22 protein-coding genes are annotated in these 20,217 nt (G+C 35.7%); 7 read left to right on the top strand and 15 right to left on the bottom strand.

From position 1 onward, the window contains the following. Nucleotides 1-19 precede the first annotated feature (19 nt). Both LKL37_RS09385 and LKL37_RS09380 read left to right on the top strand, forming a co-directional pair. Nucleotides 20-544, top strand: a complete 525-nt coding sequence (locus tag LKL37_RS09385) for a DNA-3-methyladenine glycosylase family protein (protein ID WP_431610291.1) — start codon at nucleotides 20-22, stop codon at nucleotides 542-544. 159 nt (nucleotides 545-703) lie between these two features. Then, complete coding sequence (locus LKL37_RS09380) at nucleotides 704-2,212, top strand: adenosine kinase (RefSeq protein ID WP_431610290.1); 1,509 nt, start codon at nucleotides 704-706, stop codon at nucleotides 2,210-2,212. 72 nt (nucleotides 2,213-2,284) lie between these two features. Here the strand turns inward: LKL37_RS09380 and LKL37_RS09375 are convergent, their stop codons facing one another. The 6 genes from LKL37_RS09375 to LKL37_RS09350 all read right to left on the bottom strand — a co-directional run bounded on the left by LKL37_RS09375 (nucleotide 2,285) and on the right by LKL37_RS09350 (nucleotide 7,374). Continuing rightward, nucleotides 2,285-3,496 (bottom strand): winged helix-turn-helix domain-containing protein, encoded by a 1,212-nt coding sequence (locus LKL37_RS09375; RefSeq protein ID WP_431610289.1) that lies wholly within the window; start codon nucleotides 3,494-3,496, stop codon nucleotides 2,285-2,287. A 109-nt stretch (nucleotides 3,497-3,605) separates the two neighbouring features. Beyond that, complete coding sequence (locus tag LKL37_RS09370) at nucleotides 3,606-4,052, bottom strand: nuclear transport factor 2 family protein (protein ID WP_431610288.1); 447 nt, start codon at nucleotides 4,050-4,052, stop codon at nucleotides 3,606-3,608. A gap of 5 nt (nucleotides 4,053-4,057) precedes the next feature. After that, the gene (locus tag LKL37_RS09365) at nucleotides 4,058-4,900 is read right to left on the bottom strand and encodes an SDR family oxidoreductase (protein ID WP_431610287.1); all 843 of its coding nucleotides are present in this window, start codon (nucleotides 4,898-4,900) and stop codon (nucleotides 4,058-4,060) included. A 4-nt stretch (nucleotides 4,901-4,904) separates the two neighbouring features. Further along, on the bottom strand, nucleotides 4,905-5,726 hold the full coding sequence (locus LKL37_RS09360; RefSeq protein WP_431610286.1) for a helix-turn-helix domain-containing protein: 822 nt from the start codon (nucleotides 5,724-5,726) through the stop codon (nucleotides 4,905-4,907). Continuing rightward, on the bottom strand, nucleotides 5,723-6,223 hold the full coding sequence (locus tag LKL37_RS09355) for a hypothetical protein (protein ID WP_431610285.1): 501 nt from the start codon (nucleotides 6,221-6,223) through the stop codon (nucleotides 5,723-5,725). Before LKL37_RS09355 ends, LKL37_RS09360 begins: the two co-directional genes overlap by 4 nt. A gap of 203 nt (nucleotides 6,224-6,426) precedes the next feature. Beyond that, nucleotides 6,427-7,374, bottom strand: coding sequence for a beta-1,6-N-acetylglucosaminyltransferase (locus LKL37_RS09350; RefSeq protein WP_431610284.1), 948 nt, complete (start codon nucleotides 7,372-7,374; stop codon nucleotides 6,427-6,429). Nucleotides 7,375-7,823: 449 nt separating this feature from the next. Between LKL37_RS09350 and LKL37_RS09345 the strand changes: the two genes are divergently transcribed. The 3 genes from LKL37_RS09345 (at nucleotide 7,824) to LKL37_RS09335 (ending at nucleotide 9,611) form a co-directional block, all read left to right on the top strand. Continuing rightward, nucleotides 7,824-8,540 carry a DEAD/DEAH box helicase gene (locus LKL37_RS09345; RefSeq protein ID WP_431610283.1) on the top strand — a complete coding sequence of 239 codons (717 nt, stop codon included), beginning with the start codon at nucleotides 7,824-7,826 and terminating at the stop codon, nucleotides 8,538-8,540. 54 nt (nucleotides 8,541-8,594) lie between these two features. Continuing rightward, nucleotides 8,595-8,789, top strand: coding sequence for a cold-shock protein (locus LKL37_RS09340; protein WP_047388211.1), 195 nt, complete (start codon nucleotides 8,595-8,597; stop codon nucleotides 8,787-8,789). A gap of 360 nt (nucleotides 8,790-9,149) precedes the next feature. Further along, nucleotides 9,150-9,611 carry a MaoC family dehydratase gene (locus LKL37_RS09335; RefSeq protein ID WP_431610282.1) on the top strand — a complete coding sequence of 154 codons (462 nt, stop codon included), beginning with the start codon at nucleotides 9,150-9,152 and terminating at the stop codon, nucleotides 9,609-9,611. A gap of 118 nt (nucleotides 9,612-9,729) precedes the next feature. On the opposite strand, the gene LKL37_RS09330 is transcribed toward LKL37_RS09335, so the two are convergent. From LKL37_RS09330 to LKL37_RS09305, 6 genes are all read right to left on the bottom strand, one after another. After that, a complete protein-coding gene (locus tag LKL37_RS09330) occupies nucleotides 9,730-10,215 on the bottom strand; it encodes a hypothetical protein (protein WP_431610281.1) in 486 nt (161 codons plus the stop codon). Between the two features lie 146 nt (nucleotides 10,216-10,361). Continuing rightward, entirely contained in the window at nucleotides 10,362-11,024 is a 663-nt protein-coding gene (locus LKL37_RS09325; protein ID WP_431610280.1) for a hypothetical protein, read from the bottom strand. Nucleotides 11,025-11,030: 6 nt separating this feature from the next. Then, complete coding sequence (locus tag LKL37_RS09320) at nucleotides 11,031-11,666, bottom strand: hypothetical protein (protein ID WP_431610279.1); 636 nt, start codon at nucleotides 11,664-11,666, stop codon at nucleotides 11,031-11,033. A gap of 12 nt (nucleotides 11,667-11,678) precedes the next feature. Continuing rightward, entirely contained in the window at nucleotides 11,679-12,311 is a 633-nt protein-coding gene (locus tag LKL37_RS09315; protein WP_431610278.1) for a hypothetical protein, read from the bottom strand. Between the two features lie 53 nt (nucleotides 12,312-12,364). Next, nucleotides 12,365-12,700 carry a helix-turn-helix domain-containing protein gene (locus LKL37_RS09310; protein WP_431610277.1) on the bottom strand — a complete coding sequence of 112 codons (336 nt, stop codon included), beginning with the start codon at nucleotides 12,698-12,700 and terminating at the stop codon, nucleotides 12,365-12,367. After that, complete coding sequence (locus LKL37_RS09305; RefSeq protein WP_431610276.1) at nucleotides 12,676-13,101, bottom strand: helix-turn-helix domain-containing protein; 426 nt, start codon at nucleotides 13,099-13,101, stop codon at nucleotides 12,676-12,678. The genes LKL37_RS09310 and LKL37_RS09305 overlap by 25 nt, the downstream gene beginning before the upstream one ends. Nucleotides 13,102-13,565: 464 nt before the next feature. Between LKL37_RS09305 and LKL37_RS09300 the strand changes: the two genes are divergently transcribed. Continuing rightward, complete coding sequence (locus LKL37_RS09300; RefSeq protein ID WP_431610275.1) at nucleotides 13,566-14,585, top strand: helix-turn-helix domain-containing protein; 1,020 nt, start codon at nucleotides 13,566-13,568, stop codon at nucleotides 14,583-14,585. An 81-nt stretch (nucleotides 14,586-14,666) separates the two neighbouring features. On the opposite strand, the gene LKL37_RS09295 is transcribed toward LKL37_RS09300, so the two are convergent. From LKL37_RS09295 to LKL37_RS09285, 3 genes are read right to left on the bottom strand one after another with little or no spacing between them, the layout of a single operon-like run. Further along, on the bottom strand, nucleotides 14,667-15,167 hold the full coding sequence (locus LKL37_RS09295; RefSeq protein WP_431610274.1) for a hypothetical protein: 501 nt from the start codon (nucleotides 15,165-15,167) through the stop codon (nucleotides 14,667-14,669). A gap of 19 nt (nucleotides 15,168-15,186) precedes the next feature. Continuing rightward, nucleotides 15,187-17,937 (bottom strand): hypothetical protein, encoded by a 2,751-nt coding sequence (locus LKL37_RS09290; RefSeq protein ID WP_431610273.1) that lies wholly within the window; start codon nucleotides 17,935-17,937, stop codon nucleotides 15,187-15,189. 58 nt (nucleotides 17,938-17,995) lie between these two features. Then, nucleotides 17,996-18,571: a hypothetical protein gene (locus LKL37_RS09285; protein ID WP_431610272.1), complete on the bottom strand. Its 576-nt coding sequence runs from the start codon at nucleotides 18,569-18,571 to the stop codon at nucleotides 17,996-17,998. Between the two features lie 789 nt (nucleotides 18,572-19,360). On the opposite strand from LKL37_RS09285, the gene LKL37_RS09280 reads away from it, so the two are divergent. Continuing rightward, nucleotides 19,361-20,188, top strand: coding sequence for an SDR family NAD(P)-dependent oxidoreductase (locus LKL37_RS09280; RefSeq protein WP_431610271.1), 828 nt, complete (start codon nucleotides 19,361-19,363; stop codon nucleotides 20,186-20,188). Nucleotides 20,189-20,217: the final 29 nt, after the last annotated feature.

Raw genomic sequence — 20,217 nt, 5'->3', positions numbered from 1 at the left:
AGCCTATGGATATCCACCGATGTGGACAAGAGAAAATACTTTTGAAACGATTGTTCATATTATTCTGGAACAGCAGGTTTCATTGGCATCTGCATTAGCCGCTTTGCAGCAGTTAAAGGAAAAAACAAAAGAAATTACTCCAGAGCAGATCCTTACACTCAGTGATGAAGAAATGAGAGCGTGCTATGTAAGCCGCCAGAAAACAATGTATATCAGAGGATTGGCTCAGGCAATGATAAAAGGAGAAATAAATCTTGAAAAAATGGCAGCTATGTCTAATGATGAAGTTCGAAAGACTTTAATCCAACTGAAAGGCATCGGAAACTGGACCATTGATGTATACTTAATGTTTACTCTTCAAAGAACAGATATTTTTCCGATTGGTGATCTGGCTGCTGTAAACGCTTTAAAGCGTCTGAAAAAACTTTCTCCGGACATTACCAGAGAAGAAATTCTTGACGTTACTGAGCAATGGGCTCCCTTTCGGTCAGTAGCATCTATGATACTTTGGCATTATTATTTGTCGGTTCCGCGTAAAAAGTAAAGATGTAATTATAATTGAGAAGATAAAGACGTATTGGAAGGTTTTTAACAAAAAAATTAATATTATTTTTGAAATAGCTTTATTCTGCACAATTTTTGCTGTAACAAGCTACTTTTAACGGTTAAGACATAACCGATAGTACAAAACCCATCCGATATTATGATGAAAAAATACCTTATTTATGCAGCACTTTTGGGAGCACCCTTATTTTGGGGACAAGGTAAAGTGACTGAAAAATCTGCTTATCAGCAGAATTTGACGTTATCAGAAAAGGAAAATGAGGCGATGGCATTTGATGCTGATATAAAATTGTCCGATGCAGAACACGCTTTGGATAAAAAACTATTCCAGATTCGTAAAGAGTTTCTCAATGATACAGAAGCTAAAAAAATATCTCTATATAACGGTTCTTTTAATGAATTAAAACCATTAATAGAAAACAGCAAGTTGTTTGAAATCCTCCAGACCATGCCGAAAGGAGGTTTGCTGCATACCCATAGCGGTGGAATTACAGATGTGAAATGGATCATTTCTGCTGCCAGAAAATATCAGGAATGCTATATTTACGATCAGAAAGATAATGATCAGTTCATTTTCGGACAGCTTGGATTTTTTGAAAAAGGAAAAGTCCCGGCCGGATTTGTGAGCCTTGATAAAAAGTTAACCTCAACACCTGGTTTCGAAAAAGAATTGCAGGATCTTCTTACGCTGAGAAGAGATAGTTTATGTTCTTATACAGATTATTGGATCGAATTCGAAAAACGTTTTAAGCGTATCAGCCTGCTGCTTCCGTATCGTCCTTTCTTTAAAGATTATTACCTGAAAGGATTTCAGGATTTGATAAAAGACAAAGTACAACATGTAGAAATCAGATATATCTTTGATGAACTTTACGATTTTCAGCATGGAAAGTATCCTCTGAAAACTTCTATTACAGACCTGCAGGATATTCTTAAAGAAGTACACAAATCCGATCCTCAGTTTACCCTGAAGCTGATTTATTCAAGCTTTAAATTCTTAGATAATGAAAGCATTGGGAAGCAGCTGGAAATGGCATTTGAAATGAAGAAAGAATTTCCGGATATGATCTCAGGTTTTGATCTTGTGGCGGATGAAGCTGCGGGACATAATATCAATTTCTTTGAGAAAAGCTGGGCAAAAATGAACGAGCTTAATAAAAAGTATGGTGTAGAACTGCCACTTTTCCTTCATGCCGGAGAAAGTAATTCTATCCTGAATAAAAATGTTTTGGATGTAGCTCTGCTAAATAACAAAAGAATTGGCCACGGACTGAATCTGATTTACTTCCCAAAAACAATGGAGCAGATCAGAAAACAGGATAAACTGGTGGAAGTAAGCCCGATCAGTAATCAGGTTTTAGGATATGTAAGTGATTTGAGAAACCACCCTGCAAGAGTATTACTAAGCAATGGAATACAATGTTCCATCAGCAGTGATGATCCTTCCGTATATGGATATACAGGTCTTAGCTATGATTTCTGGGTAACACAGATCTATTGGGAACTTGATGTAAAAGCACTGAAAAAGCTGGTTTTCAATTCCATTACTTATTCTTCTATGAATGATAATGAGAAAAAGAAAGCTGTTGCTTATCTGGATCAGCAATGGAATGATTTTGTTCAGAAAACCAATCAGAATTTAAACTAATTGGGATTGCCCTTAAAAATAAAATCGCATTATTGAAGTCAATAATGCGATTTGTCTTTTAATAGATACCAGCTACTTTTTAAACTTTACTTTTGATAATTCTTTTTTGATACCAGTATTCAATTTTGACGGACTTACTTTTGTCAGAACCAAAGACTCACAGCCATTGAAAATGGCAAAACGTTTTATGGTTTCTACAAAAGGTTTAAGCCATAATTCCATATCTATAGCACTGTTTTCAATATGTAAATGAATAAGCTCAAACTTTTTTTCTTTTCTGTGCGCTTTGCAGTCAACCCTTCCGATGAACTGATCTCTAAAAAGGATGGGCAGGCAGAAATAGCCGTACTGTCTTTTTTCTTTTGGCGTATAACATTCCAGGCGGAAATCAAAATCAAAAATCTGCTTGATTCTATCCCGGTGGATAATAGAATTATCAAACGGAGACAACAGCCGTATATTGGAATCTTTCAGATCAAATGTTTTTTCAAAAATATTATTCTGAACAAAGGCAGAAGATAATCCTTCTATTTTAACCTGAGATATTACTCCGTCTTCCTGCATCGTCTGTAATACCTGGTTGACATTCTTCTTTAACTCATTTCCCTTCCGGAGATGGGTAATCTGTTTCAATGTAGTAAATCCATAAGCCCGCAGATTGGTTTTTACCAGATATTCTGCCAGCTCAAGAGGAGTAGGTTCTGTGGTGTCAGTAGAAGAAGGTAAAACTCTTTCGGCAAGATCATAAGTTTTCTGCATTCCTGAGCGTCCGCTGATCATCAGGTCTCCCTGCATGAAAAGTCTTTCAAGAGCTAATTTGGCAGGTTTCCAATTCCACCAGCTTCCAGCTTTATGACTTTCGTTTTCAAAATCTCTCGCTCTTTTAGGACCTTCATTACGAATGGTATCTATTACATATTCCATTACTTTAGCATCAGCATTGTAATAGCGGGATTCTCCGCGTTTAATGGTCATCATCTGAGGTAAAACATACCGGAAATCCTGCATAGGAAGATAAGAAGCGGCATGAAACCAATATTCAAATACTTTACGTTCCTCCACCAGATCTTCCAGATCATCTGCCTTAAAATCCGGGATTCTCGTCCAAAGCGTATGATGATGAGCACGTTCCACCATAGATAAAGTATCAATCTGTATATATCCGAGGTGTTCCAAAGCATTCAAAACCGCAGTTTTTCCTGTTCCAAACGGTGTACTTTGTGTTAATCCCTGACTTTCTAATGTCGCCAGTTTTAAGTGCTCCGGTGTCAGCTTCTTTTCCATATGTTAATTTGAAGAAAACAGGTTGTATGATCCTTTTTCAAATATAGTGATTTAGAGGAAAAACCCACGGAAGATCATGTTTGTTTAATGGAAAGTTCGTTTAGGGTTTTTATCTGTTTTCAATCCAGTCAACCAACAATTTACGTTCAGAGAAAAGCCATTGTCCGTTCTGTTTTACAAACTGATCATGATAACGGATGGCAGCAACCATCAGCTTTTGTTGTCCATTTTCTACGGTAAGATGATGAGCCATGCAATAAGCAGTACCTGTTGCACGATCACCATTCAGTATAACAGAACTCTGCCCGTTAAAATGCATGGTGGAATGATAAGTATTAAGGTTGTCAAAGACAGGAAACAAATCTGCTCTGCTGCTTACTACCTGAGAAGGAACTCCGGATTTTGGATCGTAGTACACTTCGAAGTTTGTATCTTCTGTAAACAATGCCATTTGTCCCTGTGCATCTCTTGTATCAGCACAGAAAGCATAGTTATCTACTAATGAGCGGATCAAAATTCGGTCTTCCGCTTCCTGTATTTTTTGCTCGGTGTTCATTGTGATTATATTTTGTTGTTAAATCCGTTGGGAGCAAACATCCCACGAAGAAATTCTACATATTCCTGATCTGTCTTGTTGTTTCGGGCTTCAATCATAGAAACGATATCGGGGCCGGCAATATAACGCAGCTGATGAGTACCATCAGTGATGGAATTAAAAATAGTTTGAGCTACATCTTGTGCAGATGCTGTATTTTCAGTACCCAGACTGTTGAATAAAGCATTGGTTTCATCCAAAAAAGAAGTATAATCTTCAGGCACAGTATTATTTTCCGAATCTGAAAAAGCACGCTGTTGGAAATTAGTTGCGATATAACCTGGCTCAATGATTTTAACTTTAATATTTTGAGAGTCCAACTCGTAGGCTAATGACTCTACAAAACCTTCTACTGCATATTTCGAAGCCACATACACCGATACCAAAGGAAAAGGAATTTTCCCGACACCTGAACTAATATTAGCAATAACACCATTTTGATTGGTTCTGAAATGAGGCAAAATAGCACGGGTTACATTCATTACTCCAAATACATTGACATTGAACTGATCGTGAATTGTTTTGTCTGTCAGTGTTTCAAAAATTCCACTTGTTCCATAGCCTGCATTATTGAGCAGGGCATCTATTTTTCCAAACTTTTCAATCCCTTTGTTAATGGCGTTTTGGATTGTTTCCGGTTCAGTTACTTCCAGCTGGGTAACAAAAATATTAGGATCATTGATCAATTCTGTTTCTTTTTCCGGGCTTCGCATGGTTGCAATAACGTTCCAGCCTTTTGATGAAAATAGTTGGGCCGTGGCTTTTCCAATTCCTGAAGAAGCCCCTGTAATTAAAATGGTTTTGCTCATTTTTTTATTTGTTTTTAGTGATTAAACTTTCGGTAGGCGTCATGCCGTATTTACTTTTGAAGGAAGTATAAAAGTGGGAAAGGTTTTCAAATCCCAATTCCAGATAAATTTCGGAAGGTTTTTTGTTTTCCTGGTGAATCAGTTGATGTGCTTCCTCCAAACGCTTTTCTTTTAACCATTTTGCCGGGGAAATCTGAAAAATTTCCGTAAAATCCCGCTTGAATGCAGCAAGGCTTCTTCCGGTAAGTCTGGCAAAATTTTCTATTGGTGCATTATAACGATAATGATTCAGCATAAAATTTTTGAGATCTATTTTGTGGGGTTCATTAAAATCAAACAGAAATTTTTTACATTCCGGATAAATGTTTAGTAATAATTCTATAGCTTCAGAAACTTTGGAAAATATCATTCTTTCATTGCTGCTATCCGGTTTCTCCAGATAGGGTATGAGGGATTGGAAATAGCTTTTCAGAAAGGTGTCAGGCTTCAGTACTATATTGCTTTTTCCGTTATATCCTTTATCACAGATAATATTATTCAGTGCTGCAAATTTTCTCAGATCTTCTGTTTTCAGAATAATAGAAACGGCTTTGTATTCCGGGTCTGAACCGGGAAGCTTCTGTGTTTTGGCAAATTGATTACGACGGGCAAGGAGGATTCTGTTTTTCTTTAAAACAAAAGTTCCCTGCTGATTATAAATAGATGTTTCTCCCGAAATCTGAAATGCGAGAACATGCTCAGGAATGAATTGCTCATGTCCCCATTGCTCTTTTGATACACAAGAATAGACAAAAGAATTGTCGAATGGTGATGCTGTTACTTTCATAAGACTCCTGAAGTTAAAAGTTGTTTACGGTAAGCCGAATTGCGGGAAGAAGTATTGCTGTCTACAATCATTAGAAAAGTTACCAGAGCTATAATTGTAATGCTAATGGCACGCCAGTTGGGAGAAGAAAATACCATGAGAATAAGGGCTGCTAAGATTGCTATTGCAGGAAGTATTTTAAAAACTAATCTGAAATCTCCATCAGATTTTGTTGTTCGCTCTATTTCTTTCTTTATAAAATCTTCAGCATTCGTTGTATAGTCCTTTTCAAACTGAGAAATGCGGGGTTTATTGGCTGTATATAAACCAATACCGGTTGCAAGCAGCAATATTCCTGAAACAATCAATGGGATAACAAATGCTTTTGCCATGGCGGTTTTGCCCCACAAGGCAAATCCTCCTGCGCTCAGAAAAACAATACAACTGAATATCCAGATGATCTTTGCAGAAAAGACCTCGGCTTTTGCCCATTCAATACTTAATTTTAGTATATCCATTTTGCCAAATTTTATAGATCAAATTTCTGAAAACAAAATGAAATATCACTTTCTGAAAAGCTCAAATATCAGTTTCCGAAAAGCTCATATTTAAAAACGGAGCTCATCAGGAAACAAAATAATAATGAGATACAAGAGGTATTGTAAATCTATGTGAACACATGTGGGTAAGTAATTTGTATTGATGTAAAACTTTTATAAAGTCAGTTATTTTGACGATTATTCCTTTTTAATTCTCTTTCGATTTCATTCACAAAGGGAAGGGGAGTAAGATAACTTTCTTCCATATATTTTCTGATATTTTCATCCGTTTTTTTGTTGACTTTTCTGATAAAAAGCTGATTGCCGGATTTTAAAGATTCAATATAATTGAATGTATTCTGTGTTGTCTGAAAAATGGATTTCTCAAGTACCGCTCTTTTATCATCATTGATAATAATATCGCTGAATGATGTATTCATAAGGACGGTCTGAAAAAAAGATTCTGCAGGTAAAAAAGTATGGAGATAGTAATCCTCAAAATCCATAACCAGTTTGTTATTGGTTAAAAATGCACAGGTTTCTCTTGTGAAAATAAACCATTTCCCGCCGATATAAGGGGTCACATCCTTCATGAATGATCTTCTGTAGATAAAAGTTGAAATAATATAAGCTAATTCTGTAAAATGATTTTGTATTCTTTGCAGGGTATCTGGCCTGTAAAACTTCTGATCATAGTAAAAAAGATAATTACGGCCCTTATTGAGCGTAAGAAATTTACGGATAATATTTTGTGATTTCAGAGGATAATCTTCACCGCTGAGATTAATAAAATAATCCCATTCTTTGCTTACATTTAAAAGAAATTCCATAGCATTCAGCTCAGCCTGAACCATATTGAAGCCTCCCGAAACAATATTCATACTGTCCAGAATATAGGCATTGGGAAAATGAACGATATACTGCTGTATTTCTTCTATGAAATCAGGTTTGGCTTTTCTGTCAATATGAATAAGATAAAACTGATCCCTTGTATAAATCTTCTGAAACATGTCTTTAAATATTTCAGGCTTATGGTGTACCATGATAAAATAAGCAATTCTTACATGCGGTGCAGTGCGTGATTCTAGTGTTTTGGGGTAGGGAGCTGCTAGTGGGGAAGAAGTTTGCATGTTTCGGAGTTTAAAATCATCCGCGCTACCAAATAATTCGGTTTATTTGCAGAAGGTACGAATATATTTTTGATAATCAATCAATTAAATGAAATGGTGTTTGTTTTTTTTATTGTAGGTTTGCAGAACATTTATAAAACAGGTCACTGCCTTTGCTATTCTGCATAGTTTAAAATCACATTTTTTTCTTTCAGTCTTGCTTTTTCAGCTACCAATTTATAGTCTTGATTTCCATAGTGGAAGTAAGAGATTATGAAGTTGTATTGTAGATAAGAGCGACAAGTCATTGCTGGGTAATTTGTAATATATTGAAAAATAGTATAGTAGCCGAAGCAAGAAAAAGATGAGCAGAAAAAGTATATTCCTTATTTGTTTATCATTATAATACACCAATTCAAATTCTGATCAGCAGATTTGTTTGCAAAATACCGGAAAAACCGGAATTTATAATGAATTTTAAAAATTTAAATTTAATCAATCCTATTATCCGTGCAGTGACAGAAGCAGGATACTCCAGACCTACTGAAATACAGTATACTGCGATTCCGTATATTTTAGAGGGAAGAGATGTTGCAGCATGTGCACAGACAGGGGCTGGAAAAACGGCTGCATTTGCTATGCCTATTTTGCAGCTGCTGAAAAGACATACTCCGGATCATAAAGAAATACGGACTTTAATTCTTACACCTACACCGGAACTGGCAATACAGATAGAAGAAAATCTTAAAATTTACAGTAAATATTTACCATTATCTCTGCTTTCCATTTATGAAGGGGTTTCCATTGGAAGCCAGCTTGCAGCACTGAGAAAAAGAGTAGATGTTCTTGTGGCAACACCCGGAGGGCTGCTTGATGTAGAAAATCAGAGACATATTGATCTTTCTAAAATTGAGTTACTTGTTTTGGATGATGCAGATAAGATGCTTGATATGGGATTCATTAATCATATAAAGAAAATATTGAATCTGGTTTCCCATAAAAGACAAAATCTTCTTTTTTCTGCTACAATGCCGGGAAGTTTAAAATATTTTGCCAAAACAATCCTGAATAATCCTGTAGAGATTATTGTAGATCCGTCTTCTTCAGTACCACAGACGGTGAAGCGTCCGGACCTTAAAAATATTCAACCGCTGGTAGGAAACATAATGCCTGCCAGAATATCATAAATAAAATCTGTAGCGTTTACAGATCATAATACACAATTTTTAATAACAATTACAATGCAAGAAGGCACCGTAAAATTTTTCAATGAAGCAAAAGGCTTCGGTTTTATTACTCCGGCAGACGGAAGTAAAGACATATTTGTACATTCTTCAGGATTAAACACAAGAGCAATCCGTGAGAATGATAAAGTAGTTTTTGATGTACAAAAAAGTGATAAAGGTTTAAATGCTGTTAACGTAAAGTTAGCGTAATTACAATCTTAATTGCTGGTATGTTAGAATAACATTCTTTGCCATATCAAGTCTCATATTTTTATATTTTTTTTAAAATTCAAAAATCCATGGAACTTTAGGATCTGGATATATTGTTTGAAAGAACATTGATGTAATGTAAATTACTTTTTATTTTTTATTTTCATTATGTTCATTAGCCTCTTACTTTTATGTGAGAGGTTTTTCAGGGATTTAAGAAAATAAGGCAGCAATTGGTCTGAATATTGAAAGACTAAAACTGGATGCCTGGAAAATAAATATGCAGACTTGATATACACTTATTACAGTGATGATAACAGCTGTACATATTTTAATCCCTCAAAAGGTTCAGAAAAGGATATGATTATTATTAATAATTTTAATGAGTATAAATCTCTTGAAGGACAGGTGTTGGGAGATTCTGCATGGCATACGATCAGCCAGGAGCAGATCAACAGATTTGCAGATGCTACTTTAGATCATCAGTGGATCCATACAGATCAGGAAAAAGCTGAGAAAGAAGGCCCTTTTAAATCAACCATTGCTCATGGTTATTTAACATTATCATTGATTCCCTATCTCTGGAAACAGATTGCGGATGTGAGAAATGTAAAAATGGAGATCAATTACGGAATAGAAAACCTTAAATTCGGAGAAGCTGTTCCGGTAAATAGCGATGTAAAGCTACGGGCAACTGTAAAATCTGTGACTAACCTCAGAGGAACTGTAAAAGCGATCGTGGAGGCCAAACTCCTGATTAAAGACCATGCAAAACCTGCTTATACAGGAGATGTTATTTTTCTTTATCATTTTAAAGATTAATTTACTTTCGGAGTATACAAATTCCCAACATTTAGTATTTCACAAATAAAAAAGCATCATTGAATACAATGATACTTTTAAGTTTTGCAACCTGTTCCATGTTGTTATTTTAAACGATCTATTTCTTCTGTGTCAGAGAAAAATTGTCTACATATACAGCCTGATGTACGCCGTTCAGTAAAACTTTCAGACCCAAATGCGTGTCTTTTTTGATAGAAATAGTATAGGTTTTCTTTTCTCCTGTTATTTTTGAGGCTTTAGCAATTGATGTGTAAGATTTTGCATCAGATGCATTGCCTACTGAGAAAATTTCCAGAGTAGTTTCTCCTCCGTTGTCCGAAATATCAAGGCTAAGGGTATAGGTTCCTGCTTTTATTTCCGGAGTTACCAGATACATGTTCTCTCCCGGGCTGGTCATAGAATAGAAAATAATTTTTTTATCACTGGCATACAGCATTGCTTTTCCCGCATGGGCAGTCCAGCACTTATTAATATCTTTCCATGCATCAAAATTTTCTGTCAGTGCAGTTACAGGTTTACACTGTGCATTGGCAGTAAGGAACCCTCCTAAAGTCACGATTCCCGCTAATATGAATCTTTTCATAAGTTATTTACATTATTATGTAAAAATACTCAAAAAGTCTTGATTTTGGCGTATTCTGAGTGTGTTTTAGGAGTAAAAAGGATATGAGAAGCTTTACATATTGTTTTTGTCTGTAAATTGTAAAATTTATGTAAAAGGATAAATACTTAAAAACCGGAAGGTTTGTTCAATACTTGTGCAGATCCGTCTGTACCGCCGAGATCTTTTGTATCATCATTAATATTCTGTTTTGTGATAAGGTATTTATAGGCCATTAAATAAAGATCAACTTTAAAACTATTGTAAGTACCGTCCGGGTTGGTATAACGTTCTAATCTGCTATTCGTAAAATTTGCTTTGATGTGCCAGGTTCCGTTACTTTTAAATGTATTTACATTGGGAGACCCCTGCTTGTTATCATTAACGCCGTTACTGCCATAGTCAAGAGCAACTTTTGTAGAACCATTACTAAGCTGAAATGAATAATTATGTACTACCACCAGAAATTTAGTAGCATCTATTTTAGTATCATAATCTGTGATTCCTGTGGAAGGAACTCCTGAAATGGTAAGCTTGATATAATTAAATAATCCGCTGGTTTCAAGTGCAGGATTATACAAATCCAGTGTATTTTTAGAAGTGGCAAGAAAACGGCCTCCCGTTTGATCCGGTTCACCGGGATTTCTTAAATATAAAGAATTGGTAAAGCTTGAACCCTTTACATCAAGTGTTTCTACTGGTGTTGAGGTATTGATTCCTATTTTTGTATTTTGAGCATTAATAAATATTCCTGAAAGAAACATAATTGTGCTGTAAATTACTCTTTTCATGTTAGTTTATTGAAGTCCTGTTGGTGTATTAGTTGAGGTTCCTTTAAATGAACTATTTACACTTCCTGTGTAAGTTCCCCAGTCTTTAACGAGTGCTTTTTCATAGACACAAAGTGTAAGGCTCCAGGTTCCGTTCTGTGCAGATGTTGTGCCCGCTCCTTTAAAATTCAGGTTAACAGCATTATAATTTTTCCCTCCACTTGATACATGGGTTATTTCTGTAGAATACGCTCCATACGATGGGATACTTGTTGCTGCATTGACACCCGCTGTAGCATCTGTGAAAACTGCTCCAGTAATGGCTACTATATATTTTTCCGTTTCCAGTCCTGTATTAAGGCTTATCACATCTGTCTGGTTCACATTCTTTAGTATAATAGTATAAGTATTAACAGGAGCTACATTTCGAAGGGAAATATCAAGAAGCTTGACCTTTCCTACTGGTGTTGTATCTTTTGAACGCGTAAGCAGATAATAGCTACCCGTTGCATCCGAATTAACAGTATCAATGACGTAGGATTCAATAAGTGTTCCCCCTTGAACATCCAGCATCCCCTGAGGATTTTTTGTATTTATTCCCACTTGTGCGTTAGCTCCAAAACAAGCACATGCTGTCAATAAAAGTGCGGTTATTTTTTTCATATTCTCTTTTTATTATTGGATTAAAGGAGCAGAAGCGGCGCCTGTTCCGGAGGTGGTAACGGTTTGTGTAGAAGTAAATTCCTTTGCATAAGCTCTGTCAAAAACCAGTAAATTGAGGGTCCAGACCCCATTAGGTAAAGAATCATCTGTTGAGAATCCTACATAATCAGCTTTGAGTTTCCATGTGCCATTGGTATTGTAGGCAAAAACTTCAGGTACAGGAGTAATTACACTTGAGGTAAAAGTAAATATGGGCTGCGTAAAGCCATATGAGGCAATAACAACTAAAAATTTATTTGAATTAATTTTAGTATCATATTCATCTACCCAATCTTTGTCTGCACTATTACAAGTGATTTTGTACTGTATAAGGTTAATAGGAGCCGGACTTGTAGGTACAAAAGACTCATTATAAGAGGTGATTTTATTCTGGGGAGCAGGAGATTTAATTAAAAAAGAATAATTTTCATCTGCCCCAAGTTTTTCCAGAGGATCTTTTATGGTCATACCGGATGTTTTCATTGTACCATTTACCGTGAGCTCTTTTTCAGGATTGGGTGTATTGATTCCTACGTTTCCCGTATTTTGTGCGCATACAGGAATGAGAGAACCGGTGAGCAGTACTGTCAAAATAATTTTATTCATTAATGTTGTGTTAAATGTATGATATAGTTTGCATGGAAATTAGTGAACTGAGGCTAAACTTTAAAGTAGTTTTTCCATTTTGTAATGGTATTTCTGCTGAGTTTATAGTGATTGGACAGCTGGGTATTGCTAAGCCCGTTTTTTTTCTGATATTTCAATATTTGTATAATCGTCTCATCATCATAAGAACGCAGCCGCTGATTCTCCGACGAAATTTCTTCAGATCCGAAAATTCTCTGATTGAGCTGGATAATATCCAAAACACAAAGTTCTTCTTTGGCTAATATAGAGTTACATTCATCAATCTTTTCCGGAAAATTCATAGTGAGGATATCCGTATAAATTTTTTTATAGTAAGGCTGCGTTATTTTTTGTTTTTTTCTATCCATTTGTACAAAGTAGTTTTAGGAATATTATATTCACTGATAACCTGACTTTTTGTTTTTTTTCCGGTTTCAATCATTTCCAGCATAAAATTGATGACTTCTTTGGTGTAAATATTCTTACGGAAATAAGGCATCTCTGAATCTGATTTCTTTTTTTTGCTTTTTACATCAGGGGATGCGGGAGAATAAAAGATCAGGTTTTGAGAATAGAATCTGAAAAAATCATATTCCAGAATTTTGCTCCATTTCAGAAGAATTTCAGTATCCAGACTTTTAGCATTATACATTTCCAAAATGTCTTCTTCTATACAGTTGAAAAATTTGCAGATTCTAGGCATGGGAGTTTCACATTCCTTTGCACGCTTATTGATCATGGAGCCAATGTGTATATTCTTGAACTTCATCTAAGCGGGATTTGAGATAGGGGTGTAACAAAATAACTGCGGGTCTCGAAACAATGCTTTTTTATCATAAATTTTAAATTTTTTAATCCTTTGTGTGTGTTGAAAATGACAGACGTAAACCAACTTGACCGATTTGTTAAATAATCTAAAATTGGTGTTTTTCTTTATTTTTTACTAAACATACTGTTGTTTAGTGTAAATGTTGTTTTTGTGTGATATTTGAATTAATTTACTAGTATTTATCTTTGTATAATGATTTATATATGATAATTTGAAAATTGATTTATATTTTTCATCATTTTGAATATGATCATATATTATTAAATTTGTAACTTACTTTAGCAAAATTAAGAGATAAAAACAATCAAAAATGATAAGCTTAAATTGAATTTTTAAATTCATTTAATTTTATAATATGTTGATATTTAATATTTTGTTTAAGTTATTTTTTGAAAAACATTAGGATGACAGCTGACAAAGAATTCATGGATAAATCTGTAGATGCGCTCAAGAGAAAACTTATTTCACAATATGTTTATCTTATGTCCGGCATATTGCTGGCTTATTCTCTTGTATTCTACTTTATTATCAAAGATATTTTTTTTGCAGCATGTACACTTACCTACGCTGTTACCATGTTTTATACATTTATGGTGATCCGGAAAAGTTATAATATAAAGTTTTTGGTACATCTCTATATTTCTTATGCACCCTTATTTGCCGGATTTGTCATGCTGGATTTCTGGAAATTTTCTGCTGCTACCGCTATGTGGCTTCTCCCCGTACCCCTGGGGGCTCATATTTTTCTGCCGAAAAAGTATATCTACATTTATACCTTATATATTTTACTGATTATAGTAGCTGTAAGCGTTCTTACTAAGTTTTTTGTATTTGATTATTTTGCCCTCGATGATGTGAAGGTGATTGTAGCTTCTGATACTTTTGTAGGCGTTTCCAATATAGCTGTATTTGCTCTTTTGCTGTATTATAATGAAAAGATAAGAAAGGTTGAAATAGAAGGAAATATTTTGACCAAACTAGGATTTTCCGAACAGCAGGAGATGTCCGCTATGCCCGAAGAAGAAGCTGTTGAAAAAGAAAAAGCAGGTTTTGGAAACCTTGAAAATACAGAAAAATACAACCTTCTGTTTAACGAGATAAGAGATATTGTAGAAGACAAAGCCTATTATAAAGATGTAGGATTTACCATTTCTCAATTATCCAATATTTTGAAATCCAATAATTTGTATATTTCTAAAGCTATTAAATTAAATGGATTTTCAAACTTCAGCCATTATCTTAATACCTGCAGAATAGAGAATGTAAAGAAACTCCTTCAGGAAAATGATATCAGCAAAGTAACCCTTATGTACATCTATACGGAATCAGGATTTTCCAATCAATCAACCTTTAACAGGGTCTTTAAACAGATTGAAGGAGTTACCCCTTCAGAATATTTGAGCAATTTAAACATTGGAGAATAGAAATAAATTCAATAGTAAATTAACATAAAAAAAGCCCGGCACCAAAGGTGCCGGACTCCATCATTAATCTATCAAAATTTACTATTTCCAGAAACTCCAATTCAGTCCGTCAAATACGGCCATGGTTTTACTTACCGTATCATAGCAGATGGTTCCTGCTACCGGACTTTTCATATTCGCTACCGGATCATTAACCTTAGGCAAAACTAAAGCTTTACTGGTGGATTCCAGAACCAGTACGCCCTGTGCAGGAGAACTTGCAGCGCCTATAATCACTCCACCTCCTGTTTCTGCAGAAGTATTGGGCATTGTTCCAGTGAGGTTTCCTGCATCAGATAAAGGTACCCAAAGATTATTTTCACGCATCTTTATTGTCATATCGGTTTTATCCAGAAGAAACGTTCCATTGGTGGCTGCAGAGCCTGTAGGAAGTGCTTCCACTATAGGAAGAATAATTCCGGTTTTAGAAACGGGAAAATCTAAGATAGCATCTCCGTCTACAGAAGCCTTTCCCATACCCACTTGTGCCTTAAGAGAAGAAAGGCCGGTGAAAATAAGGGTTAATATGATTACTTTTTTCATTTTTGATGTATTAAAATTGTTATTGATTACAGGTTCTTACTACACAGTTCCAGCTGGTTCCGTTATACAATTTCATACACTTACTTACCGTATCATAAATAAGCATACCTTCTACAGGATTTGCAATAGCTGAGCTTTGCGTACGGGTAATAACAAAACCTTTCGTTTTCGACTCCAGCGCAACGGCACCATTAGGAATATTTTCCGGCCATCCGCTTTGCTTAGACTGAATAGTAATACCAATTTTGGTGATCATATCAGCTGGAGAATTATTAGGGGTGTGTGTACAGTATGTAAATTTCCCGAATGTGAAAAATTTACCATTAGGAATCTGAATACCAGGAGTAGAGCCGCCTGTAAGATGAACGTTCACGACATTGGCAGTCATTGCAGCATCATCAGCATACACAAGATAGGTTGCCTGACTGTCAGAAGTCTTAATAAATAGATTCTGTGCCGTACCCGTAGACTGTACTTTCCATCTGCGCAGCATTAAGTTTTGAACATTATATGTTGTTGCAGCACCATTATTACCTGTGATAAAATAAAATTGATCATTAGTAATATTGGAATGACCTGCACCTGTATTAGCGCTTGTAAAATCATTATTCGTACTGATGGTAATAATATCTGCCACAGCATCCTGTGATTTTGCAATTCTCTGGTGCAAAGCTTCTGCGTCATCTCTTGCGATACCTATCACATTAGTTTGGTAGGTGCTTGCCGCTGTAGACCACACTGTTGTACCATTAGTACTTGTATAGTTCACCGGGGCAGCAAATGCTCCTAATGTTACACCATATTTAATGGCCATATAAGATACTACCTTGTTATAATCTGCAGCATTCAGTACGGAATTGTACATAATGTTTTCAGGCATTATAATGTCTATACCATCATCAGATCCACCATCAGCATCTACGCCTATCACTAAATTGGTTCCGTTTTTTGAAAGACTGGTGCCGCTGCCTTTGGATATACTATTTACCTGATAAGCAATTGTTCCTGTTCCCGTAGCCGAAAATGTAGTGACTGCTGGAATGTTTACAGTATATGCGGATGTTCCGGCAGCACTTGGCCACGCAATAGGAGAATTAGTATAAGTCCCAAACCAGCTGCTAGAAGTACTTACCGTATTTAGGTTTGCATTATCATGGAAGCTAAACATGTTTCTAAATCCTGCAAAAGGAAGAGTGGGATTTTTATGCAAGGCAATCATCGTATAATCATCCCCGATAGTGGCAAATGCATTTTGCATACCAAGCCCGGAGGTGGAAGTAGATTGTGCCACAGGATTGAAATTGATATTCATTGCTGAAGAATTTCGATACAATGGACCGGTCGTTTGTAATGCAATGGTATTGGGAAATGCAGCCCCTCCAATCAAATTTCCACCAATTGGCGATCTGTTGGGCCAGGTGCTTATCGCTACGTTATCCGTAGTATTTCCGTTGGGATTATCATCTGCTTTTATCCAGACGCGCAGATTGTTTAAAATTCCTCCCGGAGCCTGAGCGAAAGATGCGAATGTAAAAAATTGCCCGTTTGCAAGTGAAACATCGGCATAATTATATACAATTCCATTAATAGTCTGTGTGTTGGCAGACATATCAGTCACAGTATTTCCGGAAGCAAAAGTAGGATCCGAATTGTTCTGAATTAATTTTAAATTATTCAGCCCTTGAGGCCACATTACCCTTATTGTTCCTACAGAGCCTGTATTTTGAACCTTCCACACAGAACCGAAAAGGAAATTAGCTCCCGGAATGTTGCTTACAAGGGTTGTAGGCGCTTTTGCCAGGCCATTATCTCCAACAACAAGTGACTGCAGGTTGGTTAATGTTCCCGAATTGGAAGTGTTAGTATTAGCCATTCCTGTAAGCCCAATCAAAAGCTGCTGTCCGGGATTAATACTCATCGACTGTTTTTGGTACAAAGCTGAATTATCATCTCTGGCAATACCTGTTATATTGTTGCTATAGGCACTATTCGTTGCGGAATTCCAATAGGTTGTTCCGTCAGAAGCAATATAATCACCAAATTTTGTAATTCCGTATTTCAATGAAAGGTAACTTTCTATCTGAGGACGTTCTAAGGTCTTTGTGGTATTGTAAATAACGATTTCAGCGATATCGACATTCACAAAATTATTAAGTCCCTGGCCTCCTACCCAAACAGGCTGTGTACCTGAAGTAGAAACAGCATTACCATTGGAAAAGGCAGAAGACTTAAATTGGCCATTCACATAGACATTCATTAAACTTGAAGTTCCATCCGTTGACTGTAACCTAATTTCATTGATTGCAGGAGTTGTAGAACCTACACTACGGTTCGTAATAAGCATGCCTCCATTGGAATTTCCTCCTACATTCCATGTTCCTCCAAAACCATTAGAGTGGTTGTATAAGGAGTTTGCAGTACTTCCTACTTTTCTGTATACCACATATTGTGATGACTGATAAGGAGAGGGTGAACTAACTGTTACATTTTGTGGAACACTGGGTGCTGCCAAACGGTCATCAACCCCATCAAATCTTATGGATGGATTAAAGTTAATCTGGCTTGTATTATAAGCAGGCAAAGTACTGGTTGCTGCTGCCTGTTGGATAAGATCATAAGTTCCCGGAGAAGCACTGTTATTCCATTGATTTACAATTCCTGATGAAGAGTTAACCCCTGCATCGGCTTTATACCACAGCTGAGGAGTAATTCCTCCCGGGCTTTGGGCATTTGTAAGCATGAATATATTCGTTATCAGGAATATACTCATTAATATATTGTGTTTTTTCACTTTAGTATGTTTAAATTTAAATATTATATCGATTCTTTTACATCAAAGAAGATGGTGGAGGGCGGGTTTTACATTGGAACCAGTAATAGTCTTTAAAGAAAATAAAGCTATTGCTGATAATTTTGTTAGGTATAGGGGTGAGATATTCGTGGTTGAATCTTAGTTTTTTACTTTCAATTGAATAATTCTTGTGGTCATGGGCTGTAACCGAAGCTGAAATTGCTTCTCCTTTTGAGTATGATAAAAAGAAATCATCAGGTTGAGGCACTGCAAATACTATCGACTGTACCTTTGGATATGTTTTTGTTTTTGCTGCCGGATGTCCAGCTAATGTTTTTTCAGCATTGAATGCAGATTTCTTTTGTTTTCTGGATTTCAGTACCCCTTTCTTTTCCGAAATTTTTCCCTCAAAATCCTTCAGATCCGCCTGATGTATTTCTCCTGAATGGGCAATATAAACCGTTGTGTTTTCCCCAATAGTAATGCTGGTGCCCTTTACATAATAGAGAACCTGAGCTTTAGTTTTCGGGGTTATAAAAAATAAAAACAACAGCAATGAAGCCCTCTTATATAAAGGGAGGAAAAGCTTCAGTTGCTGTTGTAGGGATCTCATTGTGTGTGTTTTATGTTGATAAGAAACAAGAGTTTTGTTTCAATACTTTTCCTGGTTCAGAAAAAATCTGAATCATATATAATGAGGGATTAAGGTTTTAATTGAAAATGGTAGCGTATATAACTGGTTGAAATTCAGTTATGCTTTCTTTATTCGGGGAATGATAAGTTGAAGAATATTTTTCATGAAATCATAAAAAGAATAATTTTTTTACATAATGAATGAGCTTATGATAGACATTATTAGTAAGTGTTTTGTTGTATATAAGTTCTTATTTGTTGAACATTTTAATCTAAAATATCATTGATTTTATGTTTTGTTTTCTGGGGTAAAATTAGATTAATATTAATGGTTTTTGTAGATTTTATTTATAACATTAAGTCATTTTAGTAAAATCATTGATTTTTCATATGTATTTGTTTTTCATTGTTTTAGGTAAGTTAAAAAACAAATTTTGTAGAATAAGTCGAATAATAGAATCCCTGATTTTTTAAAGAATATAAAATAAGTCTCCTTCTACCTTCCTGAGAAGAGGAAAAGTAGAATTAATTTAAAATAAAGAATACTCTGAATATCTTAATAAAACAGATCAAGACTGCAAATATAAAATGGTAGAATGTAAATTTTACTTCTAATTGGATTAAATATGAAAAATATTACATTTTTTGATTATCAATTAGGAGTATCAAAATAAAGATCCTCAATTCGCCTACAAAGGTCTGCGATTAGCCTACAATTCCGGAAGACAGGCTGTATAACTTTGCTTAGTAAATAAAAACATTTAAAATTATGATACAGCAAAATAGAATCTGGTTCATTACCGGAGCATCAAGAGGTTTCGGACGAATCTGGACTGAAGCAGCATTAGAACGTGGTGATAAAGTGGTGGCAACCGCAAGAAAACTGGAAAGCATTGCCGATTTTAAAGAAAAATATGGCGATAATGTGCTGACTTTAGAACTTGATGTTACCAATCCAAATCAAGTGAAAGAAGCCGTAAATAAAGCACATCAGCATTTTGGAAAACTGGATATTGTACTGAATAACGCAGGATATTCACTAGTGGGAACCATAGAGGAGGCCAGTGCAGATGAAATACGTGCTTTATATGAAACCAATATTCTGGGTCCTGTAAGTGTCATTCAGGCGGCACTGCCGATCTTGAGAGAACAGGGGTATGGACATATTTTGGGGACTTCAAGTAATCTGGGGCATTTCACACTGCCTGTTATTGGCTATTACAGCTCTTCTAAATGGGCTTTTGAAGCCATCCACGAAAGTCTTGCAGAAGAAATAAAGCAATTCGGGATTAAAGTGACCATTATAGAGCCGGGAGCTTATGCAACAGAATTTGGAAGTCAGGACTCTCTGAAGTTTTCTCAAAATCTGGATGTGTACAATGACTTTAAAGCAGAGTTTGTAAAGACCATTCAATCTTATGAGAGGGGAAATCCTAATGCAACACCTCAGGCACTTTTCAAAGTTGTAGATGCTGAAAACCCACCGTTACGCTTTCATTTGGGAAGTCATAACCTTCCACAGGTGAAGTCTGTATATGCTGACAGAATCAGTCTTTGGGAAGCATGGGACGAGGTTTCCAGTGCTGCGCAAGGGTAATAACAACCATAAAAACCGGTTATCACTGT

This window comes from Chryseobacterium sp. 'Rf worker isolate 10', from assembly GCF_050753305.1.
Lineage (GTDB): Bacteria > Bacteroidota > Bacteroidia > Flavobacteriales > Weeksellaceae > Chryseobacterium.
The sequence above is the reverse complement of the archived record's forward strand: the minus strand, read 5'-3'. Positions and strand labels throughout refer to the sequence as shown.

Coding starts and splice junctions, on each gene's coding strand:
- LKL37_RS09385 (WP_431610291.1), top strand. CDS start 20: ATGTGGACAAGAGAAAATACTTTTGAAACGATTGTTCATATTATTCTG.
- LKL37_RS09380 (WP_431610290.1), top strand. CDS start 704: ATGATGAAAAAATACCTTATTTATGCAGCACTTTTGGGAGCACCCTTA.
- LKL37_RS09375 (WP_431610289.1), bottom strand. CDS start 3,496: ATGGAAAAGAAGCTGACACCGGAGCACTTAAAACTGGCGACATTAGAA.
- LKL37_RS09370 (WP_431610288.1), bottom strand. CDS start 4,052: ATGAACACCGAGCAAAAAATACAGGAAGCGGAAGACCGAATTTTGATC.
- LKL37_RS09365 (WP_431610287.1), bottom strand. CDS start 4,900: ATGAGCAAAACCATTTTAATTACAGGGGCTTCTTCAGGAATTGGAAAA.
- LKL37_RS09360 (WP_431610286.1), bottom strand. CDS start 5,726: ATGAAAGTAACAGCATCACCATTCGACAATTCTTTTGTCTATTCTTGT.
- LKL37_RS09355 (WP_431610285.1), bottom strand. CDS start 6,223: ATGGATATACTAAAATTAAGTATTGAATGGGCAAAAGCCGAGGTCTTT.
- LKL37_RS09350 (WP_431610284.1), bottom strand. CDS start 7,374: ATGCAAACTTCTTCCCCACTAGCAGCTCCCTACCCCAAAACACTAGAA.
- LKL37_RS09345 (WP_431610283.1), top strand. CDS start 7,824: ATGAATTTTAAAAATTTAAATTTAATCAATCCTATTATCCGTGCAGTG.
- LKL37_RS09340 (WP_047388211.1), top strand. CDS start 8,595: ATGCAAGAAGGCACCGTAAAATTTTTCAATGAAGCAAAAGGCTTCGGT.
- LKL37_RS09335 (WP_431610282.1), top strand. CDS start 9,150: ATGATTATTATTAATAATTTTAATGAGTATAAATCTCTTGAAGGACAG.
- LKL37_RS09330 (WP_431610281.1), bottom strand. CDS start 10,215: ATGAAAAGATTCATATTAGCGGGAATCGTGACTTTAGGAGGGTTCCTT.
- LKL37_RS09325 (WP_431610280.1), bottom strand. CDS start 11,024: ATGAAAAGAGTAATTTACAGCACAATTATGTTTCTTTCAGGAATATTT.
- LKL37_RS09320 (WP_431610279.1), bottom strand. CDS start 11,666: ATGAAAAAAATAACCGCACTTTTATTGACAGCATGTGCTTGTTTTGGA.
- LKL37_RS09315 (WP_431610278.1), bottom strand. CDS start 12,311: ATGAATAAAATTATTTTGACAGTACTGCTCACCGGTTCTCTCATTCCT.
- LKL37_RS09310 (WP_431610277.1), bottom strand. CDS start 12,700: ATGGATAGAAAAAAACAAAAAATAACGCAGCCTTACTATAAAAAAATT.
- LKL37_RS09305 (WP_431610276.1), bottom strand. CDS start 13,101: ATGAAGTTCAAGAATATACACATTGGCTCCATGATCAATAAGCGTGCA.
- LKL37_RS09300 (WP_431610275.1), top strand. CDS start 13,566: ATGACAGCTGACAAAGAATTCATGGATAAATCTGTAGATGCGCTCAAG.
- LKL37_RS09295 (WP_431610274.1), bottom strand. CDS start 15,167: ATGAAAAAAGTAATCATATTAACCCTTATTTTCACCGGCCTTTCTTCT.
- LKL37_RS09290 (WP_431610273.1), bottom strand. CDS start 17,937: ATGAGTATATTCCTGATAACGAATATATTCATGCTTACAAATGCCCAA.
- LKL37_RS09285 (WP_431610272.1), bottom strand. CDS start 18,571: ATGAGATCCCTACAACAGCAACTGAAGCTTTTCCTCCCTTTATATAAG.
- LKL37_RS09280 (WP_431610271.1), top strand. CDS start 19,361: ATGATACAGCAAAATAGAATCTGGTTCATTACCGGAGCATCAAGAGGT.